The sequence below is a fragment of the Methylobacter sp. BlB1 genome, from assembly GCF_015476545.1.
Lineage (GTDB): Bacteria > Pseudomonadota > Gammaproteobacteria > Methylococcales > Methylomonadaceae > Methylobacter.
Genome location: NZ_JADMKV010000084.1, coordinates 1 through 16,001, shown reverse-complemented (window position 1 = coordinate 16,001; position 16,001 = coordinate 1). Strand labels below are relative to the sequence as shown.

General features: G+C 55.6%; 10 protein-coding genes and 1 pseudogene. 7 read left to right on the top strand and 4 right to left on the bottom strand.

Annotated elements, in window-relative coordinates; genetic code table 11:
* On the top strand, positions 1-215 hold a 215-nt coding region (locus IT781_RS22530), incomplete at its 5' end, for a hypothetical protein (protein WP_228779301.1).
* 146 nt (positions 216-361) lie between these two features.
* Here the strand turns inward: IT781_RS22530 and IT781_RS19985 are convergent.
* Positions 362-628, bottom strand: a complete 267-nt coding sequence (locus tag IT781_RS19985) for a hypothetical protein (protein WP_194971939.1) — start codon at positions 626-628, stop codon at positions 362-364.
* A 276-nt stretch (positions 629-904) separates the two neighbouring features.
* Between IT781_RS19985 and nifJ the strand changes: the two genes are divergently transcribed.
* Positions 905-4,498: a pyruvate:ferredoxin (flavodoxin) oxidoreductase gene (gene nifJ, locus IT781_RS19980; protein ID WP_194971938.1), complete on the top strand. Its 3,594-nt coding sequence runs from the start codon at positions 905-907 to the stop codon at positions 4,496-4,498.
* A 7-nt stretch (positions 4,499-4,505) separates the two neighbouring features.
* Positions 4,506-5,525: a dihydroorotate dehydrogenase-like protein gene (locus IT781_RS19975; protein ID WP_194971937.1), complete on the top strand. Its 1,020-nt coding sequence runs from the start codon at positions 4,506-4,508 to the stop codon at positions 5,523-5,525.
* 254 nt (positions 5,526-5,779) lie between these two features.
* On the opposite strand, the gene IT781_RS19970 is transcribed toward IT781_RS19975, so the two are convergent.
* The 3 genes from IT781_RS19970 to IT781_RS19960 all read right to left on the bottom strand — a co-directional run bounded on the left by IT781_RS19970 (position 5,780) and on the right by IT781_RS19960 (position 11,704).
* The gene (locus tag IT781_RS19970) at positions 5,780-6,619 is read right to left on the bottom strand and encodes a hypothetical protein (RefSeq protein WP_194971936.1); all 840 of its coding nucleotides are present in this window, start codon (positions 6,617-6,619) and stop codon (positions 5,780-5,782) included.
* Between the two features lie 83 nt (positions 6,620-6,702).
* A complete protein-coding gene (glgP, locus tag IT781_RS19965; protein ID WP_194971935.1) occupies positions 6,703-9,222 on the bottom strand; it encodes an alpha-glucan family phosphorylase in 2,520 nt (839 codons plus the stop codon).
* 58 nt (positions 9,223-9,280) lie between these two features.
* Positions 9,281-11,704: a Lon protease family protein gene (locus tag IT781_RS19960; RefSeq protein ID WP_194971934.1), complete on the bottom strand. Its 2,424-nt coding sequence runs from the start codon at positions 11,702-11,704 to the stop codon at positions 9,281-9,283.
* Between the two features lie 242 nt (positions 11,705-11,946).
* Here IT781_RS19960 and IT781_RS19955 point away from each other — a divergent pair, with 242 nt between their 5' ends.
* The 4 genes and pseudogenes from IT781_RS19955 to IT781_RS19940 all read left to right on the top strand — a co-directional run.
* A complete protein-coding gene (locus IT781_RS19955) occupies positions 11,947-12,891 on the top strand; it encodes a DnaJ C-terminal domain-containing protein (RefSeq protein ID WP_194971933.1) in 945 nt (314 codons plus the stop codon).
* A 1-nt stretch (position 12,892) separates the two neighbouring features.
* Positions 12,893-13,183, top strand: a complete 291-nt coding sequence (locus IT781_RS19950) for a chaperone modulator CbpM (protein ID WP_194971932.1) — start codon at positions 12,893-12,895, stop codon at positions 13,181-13,183.
* 80 nt (positions 13,184-13,263) lie between these two features.
* Entirely contained in the window at positions 13,264-15,075 is a 1,812-nt protein-coding gene (locus IT781_RS19945) for a sigma 54-interacting transcriptional regulator (protein ID WP_194971931.1), read from the top strand.
* A gap of 286 nt (positions 15,076-15,361) precedes the next feature.
* A pseudogene (locus IT781_RS19940) lies at positions 15,362-16,001 on the top strand (hypothetical protein); the annotation flags it as partial.

Sequence of the window (16,001 nt, the reverse complement as noted above, 5' to 3'; positions counted from 1 at the left end):
CTTCTGCTGAGCCTGTAGCTTTGACTGATGCTCAGATGGACAATGTTTCAGCTGGTGCACTCTTAGGTTTGGATTCTCTGCTGGGCGGCACTCTGACTCTGGTAAATGGCGTTCTGGGATCAGTAGTCGGAACAGTTGATGCCTTGTTGCCGGCTGTAAATCTGCAAGCAGGCGCGTCTCTCACTGTTGGCACTGCTTTATCAGTATCTTTATAATCTAAACTATTCCGTTTAGACTAAGATAATGGAACGCCCCATGCCTTAAGATAGGGTGTGGGGCGTTTTTTTATACCGTTGAAAGCACTTTTCTGCATGATGCAGGGAGCGGTCCAATATCTTGTATCTTGATGCAAAGCCGATGATCATTTAGACAATCTCGCTCTGATCCGGTCATAGGTTGCTTTCAATTCTTCGCCGACTATTTTGGCTTTTTCGATAAACTCTTCCGAAGTTTCCACTGTATCATCAGCGATGTCGCCCGCTTTTTGGGTAAAAGCGTTCCAGCTTTTTTCGACACTCTCAAATTCCTCCCTGGCTTCCATGGAACCAAGATGCAGTTTCAGTTTGATTTCATCACGTTCGGTTTTTAGGGATTCGAGCAGGCTTCCAAAGTCTTCTTTTAATGCCATAACACACCTCTGTTTTTGTTTGACTGATAAATCAAGGGACATGCTTCGGAGAAAATCAGCTTGTCTCTGAGATTAAGACAGAGAATCCCAAATTCTGTTCATTCTTCAAGAGTTTAAGATGCGGTTTGATGCAAATAACTGATGATTGCGAGGTTGTTCCGGAAAAAGGCGAATATTTTGACGTGCCGATTGTCACAGAGGAACTAATGCAGCTCATATCGAATAATTGCGATAGAACACGAGGCTCTGAAAGCTGTTATTTTACGGGGACGATTGATGTCAAAAGCAACCACTATCACGATCGACGGCAACGAAGCGGCCGCGCAGATCGCCTACCTGACCAATGAAGTCATCGCCATCTATCCGATTACGCCGGCCTCGCCTATGGGGGAGTGGGCCGACACTTGGGCCTCAGAAGGCCGCAAGAATATCTGGGGCGCTCAGCCGCAGGTGATAGAAATGCAAAGTGAAGGCGGTGCGGCCGGCGCCGTGCATGGCGCCCTGCAGAATGGTGCGCTGACCACGACCTTTACGGCCTCGCAGGGACTGCTGCTGATGATTCCGAACATGTACAAGATTGCCGGCGAACTGACGTCAACCGTCTTTCATATCGCGGCCCGCACACTGGCGACGCACGCCCTGTCGATCTTCGGAGATCATAGCGATGTGATGGCGGCCCGGACAACGGGCTTTGCGTTCTTATCGGCCAATTCGGTGCAGGAAGTCATGGACTTTGCCCTGATTGCACAGGCGGCAACGCTGGCCGCGCGCATTCCTATCGTGCATTTTTTCGACGGCTTCAGAACCTCGCACGAGATCGCCACTATCGAGCCTGTTGACGAAACGACTGTTCGCGCCATGCTCGACGACGAGTTAATACATCAGCACCGTCGGCGCGCCTTGTCGCCGGATCATCCCGTCCTACGCGGCAGCGCCCAGAATCCCGATGTGTTTTTTCAGGCGCGGGAAAGCGTCAATCCTTACTATCAGGCCATGCCCGGCATCGTGCAGGCGGCGATGGACCGTTTCGCCGGACTGACCGGACGTCAGTATCACCTGTTCGACTATATAGGCGCCGAAGATGCCGAGCGGGTCATCGTGCTGATGGGTTCCGGCGCCGAAACCACCGAGGAAACCGTTTGTCATTTTAGCGCGCATGGGGAAAAAGTCGGCATGCTGAAAGTCCGCCTGTTCCGTCCGTTTACAGCCGATGCGCTGATTGACGCCTTGCCGGCCACGTTGCGCAGCCTGGCGGTTCTGGACAGAAGCAAGGAAGCGGGCGCCGATGGCGAGCCTCTATACAAAGATGTTTTGACCGCTGTCACACAGAATTATCTGGGAGACAATCCCAAGTTTGCCCAGTTGCCCAAAATTGTCGGTGGCCGTTACGGCTTATCCTCGAAAGAGTTTACACCGGCTATGGTCAAGGGCATCTTCGATGAACTGGCCAAAGAACGGCCCAAGAACGCATTCACGGTCGGCATTATCGATGATGTGACGCAGACCCATCTGAACTGGGACCCGACATTCCGGACCGATGCCGCTAAAGCCACGGTCAGTGCCGTTTTCTACGGATTGGGCAGCGACGGTACGGTCAGCGCCAACAAGAATTCCATCAAGATCATCGGCGACAAGTCGCAGCTCAATGCCCAAGGCTATTTTGTCTATGACTCCCGAAAAGCGGGCGCCGTCACGGTTTCCCACCTGCGTTTCGGCCCGGAGAAAATCCGTTCCAGTTATCTGATCGGCGATAACGAAGCCAGCTTTGTCGCCTGTCATCAATCGGTGTTTCTGGAACGCTACCCTATGCTCGACAAAGCGGCTCCGGGCGCGGTGTTTCTGCTGAATACCTCTGTCGGTGCCGATCAGGTCTGGGACAGTCTGCCGCGCAGTTTTCAGGAGGCTATCATCGAGAAAAACATCGCCTTTTTCGTGATCGATGCCTATGCAATCGCCAGAAGCTGCGGCCTGGGCCGGCACATCAATACGGTCATGCAGACCTGTTTCTTCGCTCTGACCCCTGTTATTCCGCTCGACGAGGCGCTGGACGCGATCAGGGCGGCCGGACAGAAAACCTATGCCAAGGCTGGAAAACGCATACTGCAGGCCAATCTTGAGGCCATCGACTCGGCGCTTGCCCAATTGCATCAGATCAGCGTGCCTGAGCAGGCGGGCAGCGTGATCGAAATGCCGCCCGCCGTGGCCGCCGACGCGCCTGATTATGTGCAACGCCTGACTGCCGAGATAATTGCCGGGCGCGGCGATTTTCTGCCGGTCAGCCGTTTCGAGCCGGACGGCACCTTTAAAACCGGCACTTCCGCGTTCGAAAAGCGCAACCTCGCCCTGGAGATTCCGGTCTGGGAGCCCGATATCTGCATTCAGTGCGGCAAGTGTGTGTTCGTCTGCCCGCACAGCGTGATCCGCAGCAAGCTATTCACTGCCGACAGCATTGAAAATGCACCGCCGACATTCAAATCCGTGCCGGTCAAAAGCAAGGCCTTAGGCAGCGATCTTTTGACCAGTTATCAGGTTGCGCCCGAAGACTGCACCGGCTGTACTCTGTGCGTGCAGGTCTGCCCGATACGTGACCGTGAGAATCCCGAGCGTAAAGCCGTCAATATGCATCCGCAGCCGCCGCTGCGTGCTCAGGAGCGCGAAAACTGGAATTTCTTCCTGCAAATACCGGCACCGGACCGCCGCCTGCTGCATCACAACAAGCTACCGGAAGCCATGCATCTGCAGCCCTTGTTCGAGTTTCCAAGCGCGTGCCCGGGCTGCGGCGAAACGCCGTATCTGCGGCTGGTCAGTCAGCTGTTCGGCGATCGCATGGTGATCGCCAACGCGACCGGCTGTTCGTCCATCTATGGCGGCAATCTGCCGGCGACGCCATGGACCAAAAACGCCGAAGGGCGCGGTCCTGCCTGGTCCAATTCCTTGTTTGAGGACAATGCCGAATTCGGCCTAGGCATGCGCGTTGCGATAGATCAGCAGTCTCAATACGCGCGCGAGCTGCTGCAAAGCCTGCGCGATCCGGTCGGCCCGGAACTGGCCTATGCGATTCTCGATGCCGACCAAAGCGGCGAGGCCGGCATCTATGACCAGCGCCAGCGCGTCGCCGAGCTGAACCAACGATTGCAAGGCATCGCTGCCGATGCCGCAGGCCGGCTGCTGGAAGTGTCGGAAAATCTCGTCAAGCGCAGCGTCTGGATCATCGGTGGCGACGGCTGGGGCTATGACATCGGCTTCGGCGGCCTGGATCATGTGCTGGCTTCCGGCCGCGATGTGAATATTTTGCTGCTCGATACGGAGGTGTATTCGAATACCGGCGGCCAGACCTCCAAGGCCACGCCGCGGGGCGCCGTCGCCAAGTTTTCGGCAGCCGGCAAGACCACGCCCAAAAAGGATCTGGCGCGTCTGGCGATGGATTACGAACAGGTCTATGTGGCCCAGGTCGCTTTTGGCGCCAAGGACATCCAGACCCTGCATGCGTTTCTGGAAGCCGAATCCTATCCGGGCACCTCGCTGATTATTGCCTACAGCCCTTGCATTGCGCATGGCGTCGACATGTCCAACGACCTGCGCCAACAGGATCTGGCCGTGCGCAGCGGGCACTGGCCTTTGCTGCGCTTCGACCCGAGGCGGACGGCGCAGGGGCAGAATCCGTTGGTCCTGGACAGCCAGAAGCCTTCCATTCCTTACCGGGATTTCGCCATGACCGAGGCCCGTTTCAGCATCCTCAGCCGCACGCATGCCGAGCGCTCGGAACAGCTCCTGCAGCAGGCGCAACGCGATGTGAACGACCGCTATCGGCATTACCGGCTGCAGGCCGAGCAACCGTCCGGCAGACAAAATAAAAACGAACAGGAGTAGATCGACCATGAGCAGCATAGATCTGAGCACAAACTACATGGGTCTTAAACTGGACAATCCGCTGGTGCCTTCATCATCGCCCCTGTCGCGCAGCATCGATTCGGCGCGCCGTCTGGAAGACGCCGGCGCTTCGGCTTTGGTCATGTATTCGCTGTTTGAGGAAGAACTGCGCAACGAAGAAAAAATGACGGCGCGCTTTCTGATTCATCAGACCATAGGGCATCCCGAAGCCGAGAGTTTTCTGCCTTTCGACAGCTGTTTTCAACCGGGACTGGATCAGTATCTGGAGCATCTCGCGGACTTGAAAAACGCGCTGAACATCCCGATCATCGCCAGCCTTAACGGCATTTCCCTGAATGGCTGGGTGGAAAACGGCAGATTGCTCGAAGAGGCCGGCGCCGATGCGCTGGAACTGAATGTCTATTACCTGGACACCGATCCCTATGAAACCAATATGGACGTGGAAAACCGCTATCTGGAATTGTTGCGGATGTTGCGCCATAAGGTGCATGTTCCGATTGCGATGAAGCTGTCGCCTTATTTCAGCGCTTTGCCTCGTTTCATCAGGGAGCTGGAAAATGAAGGCGCCGATGCCGTAGCGTTGTTCAACCGTTTTTATCAGCCCGACATGGATATCGACACTCTGCAAATCATCCCGCAACTGCATCTTTCCACCTCCGCGGACGCGCTGCTGGCCATGCGCTGGATAGCCATTCTTTACGGCCGGGTCAAATTGTCGATGGCTGCGACCGGCGGCGTGCACACTGCCGCTGACGTCATCAAGCTGCTGCTGGCCGGCGCCGACGTCACGCACCTGTGCGCCACGCTGCTGCTGCACGGGCCGGAACAGCTGACGCGCATCAAAGCCGGACTGATGTCCTGGATGGAACAGCATGAGTATGCTTCGGTCAAGGACATGAAAGGCCGTTTGAGCCAGCAGTTCTGTGCCGATCCCGAATCGTTCGAACGCACTAATTACCTTGCCGTGCTGGACAGCTACAGTTCTCCGCCGGGGATGCGGCGTTGATTTGTAGAGGGAAGCAGAAGTTCTGTAGGGTACGCATCGCATACTTTTCCGGACTTGTGGTGTGCCGAGAAGCCCTGAATAGGTACGCGATGCGTACCCTACCGTGGATTTCGCCCTGGTTTTGCAGGGCAGCGGGGTAAGCCGGGCTGTTAAACCCAGTATTTCGAAACCGCCCATGCTGGGTTTCCGCTAAAACTCCAACCTAGCCTACACTGGTTACGGTAGGGTAGGCGCCGCGTACCGTTTCAGCTCGGTCAGGCTTGGTAGCTTTGCAGGCGCTCGACAATTTCCTCGTACTTGCGCAGGTAATCGAAGTGTTCAGGCGTGCTGTTCACGCCCCTATCCAGATCATGCCCGACTTCATCGAAATGATCGGCCGGCCAGGGCGGAGAAATAGCTTCCCAGCCGTCGCGCAGGGCGAAAGAAACCGGCACCGTGCCGTCGTTTTCCTCGTCCGTCATTCTTTTGATGTATCGATGCGCCGGAAGCAGCAGCTTGCAGGTCTTCGATGACTCGTCGCCATGGCGCCCTTCGCCGGCGATGCAGAAATAGTCAACCTGCGGATTATCAATATAGATATCGTTGAATTTACGCGTGGATTCCGTAGTTAAGTCATACACGGCATCAAACCAAAGAAATTTACTGACTATGCCGCGAATGACGCCTTCTATGGCTCCCAGCAGCGGCATCTCGGATTCGCCGTCCACGAATGACTCGAAAAGATCGGCCAGAGGCGAGCCCTGATGCGGCGTGCCGATAGTAGTCAGCGAGCTGACCCGGTCGGCAATATTGTCGGGGTTAGCCGGAGACAGCATGTAGCGGCTGTCCAGTCCGCCCATGCTATGGGCGATGATATGCACTTTCTTGTCCGGGTCCAGAACGGACGGTTTGACGGTTTGCTCCAGATCATCAAGAATTTTACGCTTCAGTTGGTTGCCGCGCACCTCAATACCGGCTACCGGGGCAACTTCAGCGACCAATACCCGAGCCTGGAATCTGTCTTCGAGATGTTTCTGGATGTTGTTGAAGTATTCGATATCCGTAAAAGGCACGGTGTTGAATCCAAGAATGCCATATGCCAGGACTATGTTCATATTTCCCCTATATAAAATGGTTGCGATAAAACGTTCACATTAAATGGCCCGTATCCGTTTCCGCCGGTGCGCAGTACCCGTTCTTATTTTACCCATAAAATAGCTTGGGCTTCGGCAGGTATACCGGCATCAGGATGGTTGGGTATGATTCTGGGCGTGTAATCCGAAATCGGCCGCTTTGCCGGAATGCTGATAGTATAGACAAAACCGTTGACGGCACCGGGCAGGGCGTGGTCGATGTGCATTTCATGAATGTTGTCCGTATCGCCTTCAGTCGGTTCTGCAAACAGCTCCACTCTGACATCCTGCGCCGTTAAGTCGCCCAGGTAAAGCTGCAAGCTGAAAAAATACACGGCTTCGCGGTTCTCGATATTGACGCGCGCGATATGAATCTTGGGCCACAGATCATTCAGGCGCGACAGCCAGCGGCTCAGGGACCGGCCTGCCTGCGCGCCATTCACGGTGCGGCGCTGATATTTCTCCGCCAGGGGCAAATAGAAATGGTCGGTATATTCCCGCACCATGCGGTTAGCCGAGTAAAAGGGCGTCAAGGTCGTCATGCTTTCGCGCATCTTGCTTAGCCAGCGTTCCGGAATGCCATTGCCGTTGCGTTCATAGAAGGCCGGCACGATTTCCTGTTCCAGCAATTCGTATAGCCTATCGGCCTGATCGGCATCGGTATGCTCGGCCTCGTGCCCGTTCAACGCCCAGCCGACTTCAGGCCGATAAGCTTCGGCCCACCAGCCGTCCAGCTCGGACAGGTTCAGGCCGCCGTTGACCAGGATCTTCATGCCGCTGGTGCCGCAGGCCTCCCACGGGCGCCTTGGCGTGTTGATCCACAGATCGACGCCTTGTACGAGATATTCGGCCGTGATCATGTCGTAATCGCTCAGGAAAATGGCATGATTGCGGATTTCTGGGCGCCGCATGAACTGGTTCCAGTCCTTGATTAAACGCTGGCCCGGCAAATCCGCCGGATGTGCCTTGCCGGAAATGACTAATTGCATTGGCCTGTGAGGATCGGTCAACAGGCGCGCCAGCCGGTCAGGATCGGTCAGCAGCAGGTTGGGCCTTTTATAGGTGGCGAAACGGCGGGCAAAGCCGATGGTCAGCACATTCGGATCAAAAAGACGCAACGCCAGGTCTTCCACTTCGCTGTCCAATAAATTGCTGTGCACGTTCAGCTCCCGGCTGTATTCATCCCTCACGAACTGCACCAGCCGGGACCGGTTCCGGGCGCGCAAATGCCACAGGGCCTGGTCTTCTACATGATGGAATTGTTTGGCCAGATGTTCCGGATCGCAAAACCAGCGGCCTTTGCCGCATAATTGAGTCCATAGCTCGTCGGCTTCCATGGAGTCCCAGGATGGAGCGTGGACACCATTCGTAACATGCGTGACGGGGACTTCATATCTCGGCCAGCCCGGAAAGAGGGGATTGAAAATATCCCGGCTGACCTCGCCGTGTAAACGGCTGACGCCATTGACGGCGGCGCTGCCGCGTATCGCCAGATAAGCCATATTGAAAGGTGCAGCCACATCGTTGTTGCCGGGGATTCTGCCCAAAGCCAGCAGTCCGTCGAGATCAAGATTCAGCTCTTTGGCATAAAGGCCCAGGCTGTTTTTGATCAGATCGGGGCTGAAGCGATCGAAACCCGCTTCCACCGAAGTATGGGTGGTAAACAGATTGCCGGCGCGTGTTACGGTCAAAGCCGTTGCGAAATCGACGTTATGTGCCCGCATAAAGTGGCGCGCCCGCTCGAGGACCAGCAGAGCGGCATGGCCTTCGTTCAGATGGCAGACATCAGGCGTGATGCCCAATGCCTGCAGCACCTGCCAGCCGCCGATACCGAGCAGGATTTCCTGGGACAGCCGGTATTCCGATCCGCCGCCGTACAGTTCGGCCGTGATGCAGCGGTCCACCGGATGATTGGCCGGGTCGTTGGTATCGAGCAGATACAGCTTGATGCGGCCGATTTGCGCCTGCCATACCCGGACCCATAAGCGGGACGGCGTCAGCAGTTGTATGCGCAGCCATTCGCCACGGTTGATGCGGACCGGTGAGATCGGCATATCGCTGGTTTCGCTGGCTGGATAAAGGGCAATCTGATTGCCGTCGGCATCGAAAGCCTGGCGGAAATAGCCTTTTTGATAGAGCAGGCCGACGCCCACCAGCGGCAGTCCCAGATCATTGGCGGCCTTTAAATGATCGCCGGCGAGCAGGCCGAGCCCGCCCGAGTAAATAGGCAGGGCCTCGCTGAGGCCGAACTCCATGCTGAAATAAGCGATTGTCCGCAGGGCAATGTCCTGCTGCTGTTTCACTTGAAACCAGCGTTGTTCCGATAAGGCCTGGCGGTGGGCTGAAACGATAACCCGCAGTTTTTCACAGAAAGCTTCATTTTTGGACAGGTCTTCCAGGCGGGCGCGTGAAACCGTCTGCAGCACCAGCCAGGGATTCCGGGTCTGCTCCCAGAATTCGGCATCCAGCTCGCGCCATATCTCGTCAGCGCCATGGGTCCAGGAATAACTGCAATCCTGGGCCAGTTCGTCCAATCCGTCGAGTTTCTGTTCCATATCGGGGCGGAAATATTTGGGGACGGTCATCGTTGTGGGCTCCCTGAAACGGCAATCCGAAAAAATAGCAACTATAGGGCTGTGGCGGCTAACCTTCGCTGTTTTTGGGGGCTTCCTGCTGTTCGGCCTTAAGCCGGAATTCCTTGCTGATTGCCGTAAATTGCAATAGCTGGGCTTCAACCTTGCCGTTAAACGATGTCGGCGGATACTTGCCCTGTGCGTCGGCAGCGCCGGCTTCCATTCCGGTCAGCAGTTCAAGCGCCTCATCCACGGTCGTGACGGCGTAGATATTGAACTGGCCGGACTGGGCCGCGTGCACGACGTCCCAGCGCAGCATCAGGTATTTGACATTGGCGGTAGGGATGATCACGCCCTGCGTGCCGGTCAGGCCCTTTTTTAAGCAGATATCGAAGAAGCCTTCGATTTTTTCATTGACGCCGCCTATCGGCTGGACATGGCCCAGCTGATTCACCGATCCGGTAATCGCCAGATCCTGCCGTAAAGGCACCTGAGCCAGCGAGGATAAGATGACGCAAAGTTCGGCCAGCGAGGCGCTGTCGCCTTCGACATGACTGTAGGATTGCTCGAACACCAGGCTGGCGGACAGCGAGAATGGGCTGTTTCTCGCATAGCGCGAGGCGATGAAGCTCGACAGGATCAGTACGCCCTTGGAATGTATGGCGCCGCCCAGTTGGGTTTCGCGTTCGATATCGACCACTTTGCCGCTGCCCAGGCGCGTCGTCGCCGTGATGCGCGACGGCTGGCCAAAGGTGAATTCGCCCAGTTGCAGCACAGACAGGCCGTTGATCTGACCTGCCACTTTGCCTTCGGTATCAATCAGTACGGTGCCGCGTTCGATGTTTTCGTAGAGCTTTTCCCGGATCATATCCAGCCGGTGAATCTTATGGTCGATGGCTTGCTGGACATCGCTGTTGGCGATCAGGGTATGGCCGTTTTCTTCAGCCCAATGGTCGGATTCCGTCAACAAATCCTTGATGCTGCGCAGGTGCGTCAACAGTTTCTCGGCGTCGCCGGCCATGCGCGAGCTGTGCTCGATGACTCTGGCGACGGCCTGCTGGCTCAATGGGCGCAATTTCTCGCGCCGGGCGATCGTGGCCAGCAGGCGTGCATATTCATGCGTGCTGCTTTCACGGTTGGCGGCTGTATCGAAATCGGCGGCGACCTTAAAGAAGTCGGGAAATTCAGGGTCATAGACGCTTAACAGATAATAAAGCAGCGGATCACCGAACAGGATGATCTTTAAATCAACGAGCGGGATGGGCTGCGGCTCCAATGGCGAGGTCGTGATCAGGCTGAGCGTCCGCTCCAGCGGTTCGATGCGGATTTCACCCGCTTGCAGCGTTCTTTTAAGGCTTTCCCAGGCATAAGGCTGAAACAGGATTTTCCGGGCATCGATGATCAGATAGCCGCCGTTGGCTTGATGCAATGCGCCAGACTTGATCATCGTGAAATCGGTAATCAATGAGCCCATGTGAGCCTGATGGTCGGTATGGCCGATCAGGTTGCTGTAATTGGGCAGGTCTTCGTAGATCACGGGAGCGGCGCGCTTGTTGCTGAAATCCACGATCAGATTGACCTGATAGCGTTTCAGCGGATTCCCTTCCTGCGGCATCTCCAGAAAAGGCAGTGCTTTTTCGCTGTGCGGCACGAAATCCCGGACGTGCTCGATGATGTCTTTCTGGACGTCATTCAGATAATCGATGACGTCCTGTTGTTTGGCGTATTTCTCGATCAACTCATCAATGGAGTGGTTGACGGCCAAGGCGGCGGTTTCGCGGTTCAATGCCTGGAGTTTGCGCTTGGTCTCCTTGCGCCAGATCGGGAATTTTTTCAGCAGCTGCTGAAGGCGTTCCTGCAAATTAAAAATGGTCTCCTGGATTTTATGCTGCTGCTCTTTATCGAGCTTGTTGAATTGCTCGGGCGTCATCGCGACGCCGTTTTCATCGGCCGGCGCGAATCCGTAACCGGTCACCGTTTCGGTCAGCAGAATATGGGCGTTTTCGGCTTCTTCGCGCAGTCGGTTCAATTCGGTGATTTCCCTTTGGCGCGATTCGCTTTCGAGCTCGCCGGCGCGGGAGCGGTATTCATCACCGTCGAATGCCGCTGGAATGGCGACGCTCAATTCGTCGATCAGTTGCGCCATGTCGTGCTGGAAAACCTTGCCTTGCCCCGGTGATAAGCGGATGGCTGTGGGTTTTGCCGGCTGGCTGAAGTTGTTGACGTAGCACCAATCCGAAGGAACAGGCCGATGGAGGGCTTCGTGCTCGACCAGTTGTTTGATGGTCGTGAACTTGCCGGTGCCGGAAGGCGCCATCGCAAAAATGTTGTAGCCTCTTTTATTGATGCGGATGCCGAACCTGATGGCCTCCAGAGCGCGTTCCTGGCCGACGATGATGTCGATGTCTTCAAGCTCGTCGGTAGAATCGAATTTTAATTGCTCAATGTTACACGGTTTGTAAAGTTGTGAAGGAGCCAGCGGTGTATTTTTCATGGGATGAACCTTGCTTGGAAACCTTGATTTTTCTTAATTGTTCTAAATGTTTCGTATTCAGGTGCGGGAGAAACTTACCCTGTCACAAAGGCTCCAAATGAAGGCAATGTCGTGATATAAAGACAGCCATGGCTTTATAAAGTTCTTAGCCTTATTCGGGCCTTGTTTTCAGATTATAGCCATATTTGTATGGCGTGCTTAATTTATCCGTTTCTCAAGCTAAAGCAGAGTCAATTAGCCTTATGGAATATAAAGATTATTACAAAATAATGGGTCTCTCCAGGGATGCGACGCCGGAGGAGATAAAACGCGCCTACCGCAAACTGGCCCGCAAGTATCACCCCGATGTCAGCAAGGAAGCCAATGCCGAGGCAAAGTTCAAGGAATTGGGCGAGGCCTATGAAGTGCTCAAAGATCCTAAAAAAAAGGCCGCCTATGATCAGGTAGGGCGCGGCTGGCAGGAAGGGCAGCCATTTACGCCGCCGCCTGATTGGGGCTTTGATTTCGGAGTTGACCAGGGGTTTACCGGCACGCAGCCAGGCGGTGGGTTTAGTGACTTTTTTGAGGCGCTGTTTGGCGGCGGTTTCAGGAGGGGGCGAGGAGGCGCCTATGACAGGCAGATGCAGGGCAGCGATCAGCAAGCCAAGATTCAGATTGATCTGGAAGATGCCTATCGCGGCGCTGACAGCCTGATTTCATTGAACATGCCGCAAGCAGACAGCCAGGGGCATCTGGTTTCAAACGTGCGGACGCTGAATGTCAAAATTCCTAAAGGCATCAAGGCCGGGCAGCGCATACGCTTGGCCGGGCAGGGCATGCCGGGGGTTGGAGGCGGCGGCAACGGCGATTTGTATCTGGAAATAGAATTCAAGCCCCACCGTTATTTCCGCGCCGAGGGGCGCGATATTCATCTTGAACTGCCGGTGACGCCGTGGGAAGCGGCCTTAGGGGCTACCGTTCCGGTGCCGACGCTGGGCGGCGCCGTCGAAGTGAAAATTCCGCCCGGCTCGCAGGCGGGCAAGCAATTGCGCCTGAAAGGCCGCGGCTTGCCCGGAACGCCTGCCGGCGACCAGTACGTGGCATTGAAAATCGTCGCGCCATCGGCCAGAACCGATGAGGCAAAAGCCCTGTATGAGAAAATGGCCAAAGTGATGCCGATGAATCCGCGCGCGGCGATGGGGGTATGAGATGAAAAATGAGATAGTCGTCATTTCCGGTATTGTGCTTGATGAAAGCATGCGCTTCTCGCTGGTTGAATTGTGCGATTTCGCCAAGGCCAGCCCCGACCAGGTCATTGAAATGGTCGAGGAAGGGGTGCTGGAGCCCGAAGGAACTTCTGTTTATACCTGGCGTTTCGATACGCATGCCCTGAAACGCCTGCAAATCGCTATGAGGCTGGAACAGGACCTGGGCGTGAATCTGCCGGGCAGCGCGCTGGTGCTGGATTTGCTGGAAGAAATGGAAAGATTGAAGCGATAACCGGTACTTGATGTAAACTGCCATTCCCTTTTGCCGCAGCAGGCTTAAGCCTGCTGTAAAACCTCCTGTGATTTCATTTCATGCTGAAAAAACTGCCACAAAACAGCTTCGCCGAGCACTTGCTGCAACACATGCCTGTTCCGACCTTCGTGCTGGATACCCAGCACCGGGTCGTGATCTGGAATAAGGCTTGCGAGCGGCTGACAGGGCTCAAGGCCGAGGACATGATCGGCACGAGCAGGCATTGGCAGGGATTTTATGCCGAGCCGCGTCCCTGTCTGGCCGATCTGCTGCTCGACCACTCGCTCGGAAAACTGGACAGTCTTTACGAAAAAGCCGGTAATTGGGTATCGGATGCCGGTACGCTGCAAACAGAGAACTGGTGCCCGATGCCGGACGGCCGCAAGCTTTATCTGGTCATCGATGCCGGGCCTATTGTCAATGACAAGGGAGAGATCGTCGCCGTCGTGGAAACCCAGCGCGACAGGACCGAGCAGAAGCTGACCATGCAAGCTTTGGCAGAAAGCGAGCACCGGTTTTCAGCCATCCTGGGATCGGCTATGGACGCCATTGTGGCGATCGACCATCAGCACAACATCACGTTATTCAATGCCGCCGCCCAAAGAATTTTCCGCTGTGCCGCCGACCTCGCCATCGGCCAACCCGTAAAGCGATTTATTGCACCGCATTGCCATGCATTGTTCAGGCAATTCCTCAATTTTGACGAGCATACTGTCAAGGCGCCGACCTGGGTGCCGGAAGGTCTCAGTGCGCGCCGCGCCGACGGCGAGGAATTCGCAATCGAAGCGACTTTTTCGCCGCTGGAAGCCGGCGGGCAGCGCCTCTACACCATGATCCTGCGCGATGTGAATGACCGCAGGCTGGCCGAACAGGAATTGGACAGGCTCCAGCTCGAGAAAGGCTATCTGCAGGAAGTGATCGATTACGAACACAACTTCGGCGAGATCGTCAGCGGCTCGAAGGCCATGCGCGCCGTCTTCGAGCAGTCTCACATGGTGGCCCGCACGGACACGCCGGTGCTGCTGCTGGGCGAGACCGGCACCGGCAAGGAACTGCTTGCGCGCGGCATTCACGACCTCAGCGATCGCAGCGGCGCGATACTGGTCAAGGTCAATTGCGCAGCATTGCCCAGCGAATTGATCGAGAGCGAATTGTTCGGCCATGAGAAAGGCGCTTTTACCGGCGCAACCCAGCAGCGCAAAGGGCGCTTCGAACTGGCGCACGGCGGAACCTTGCTGCTGGATGAGCTGGGCGAGTTGCCGGCGGCGGCCCAGGCCAAACTGCTGCGCGTGCTGCAGGAACAGGAGTTTGAGCGCGTAGGAGGCAGCGAGACGTTGAAGGTCGACGTGCGCGTCATCGCGGCGACTAATCGCAACCTCGCCGACGATGTCGCGGCAGGCCGCTTCCGGGCCGATCTGTATTATCGCCTGAACGTGTTTCCCATCAATATTCCGGCGCTGCGCGAACGCCAGGCCGATATTCCGCTGCTGGCCCGGTTTTTCCTGGCCAAATACGCGAAGAAGTTCGGCAGGCGCATCGACGACATCGATCCGGCCTCTCTGGAATCGCTGCAGAATTACGCATGGCCCGGCAATGTGCGGGAATTGCAGAATGTGATCGAGCGCGCCGTCATTCTCTGCCAGGCGCCGATACTGGAAATCGGCCCATTGCTCAATCCGTACGCCGGCGCTCATATTGTTACAGGCCAGCCGGCTACCATGGAAGAGATGGAGCGCAATCACATTCTGCGCACGCTTGAAGAATCAGACTGGGTTATCTCAGGCTCCAAAGGCGCCGCCGTCAAGCTGGATATGAATCCGAATACCTTGCGTTCACGCATGCTGAAGCTAGGCATAAACCGAAGCCGCTGATAGGTATTTGCAGGCTGGATAAAAACGACGCTGCTGCCCAGGCTGTCCGCCGGCAGCTGAGCGAGTCCAGAAAACATCGCTTTATAATAGAGGCTTAATCTATTAGTTAGAGAAACTGGCTGGTTTGGCTATAAAAATGGCAATTTTTATTTATAAGATTTATCGCCCCAATGGCTATTGACGGGGACAGCAGGAGCGAATATTCTTTTCGCGCCCGGCTTAAGAAAATTAAAACAAATAGTCGCAGTCGGGATGTTGAAATTCTTTGCTTAATCTAGGAGCTCCCATGAAAAAAATACTTTGTTCTGCCGCGCTCGGTTTGGGCCTGCTCGGAGTCAATGCCGCGCAAGCCTCTCTTGTTACTTATAGCGCTCCGGTCGGCGGTTTTACCCATAATACGGCGTCATCAAACTTCCTGACAGCACTTGGTGCCGAAAATGACCATATCAGCTTCGCTGGCGCCACTAATAATGATGGTACAAGCTATTCAACTGATGTGACTTTCTCGACCAAGGCAGGCGCTTTTGGCGGTTCAGATACTGGATCAGTGAATGCCGACGGCGCCTTGGGGGAAATCGGCCCTTACGGATCATGGGATGGCATTCTTAATATCGATTTCCTGGCCAACGGATACACCGTTTCCGGGGTCGGCTTCGGACTGGTCGACTTTGGTAGTCCCCTGGAATCTATTCGTATCTACAACGAAGCCAATATATTAACAGCGACTTTTAACAATCAGTTGTCAGACATATTTAGCTTCTGGGGCATCGTCGCCAACGCGGGCGAGAAGATTGGCCGAGTTGAACTGGATGGAGACTTTTTTGCCATTCAGGATATTTACTTTGCCGAGAATTCTGTTTCGGCCGTGCCTGTTCCTGCCGCTGTCTGGCTGTTCGGTTCCGGCGTATTGGGATTGTTGGGCTTCA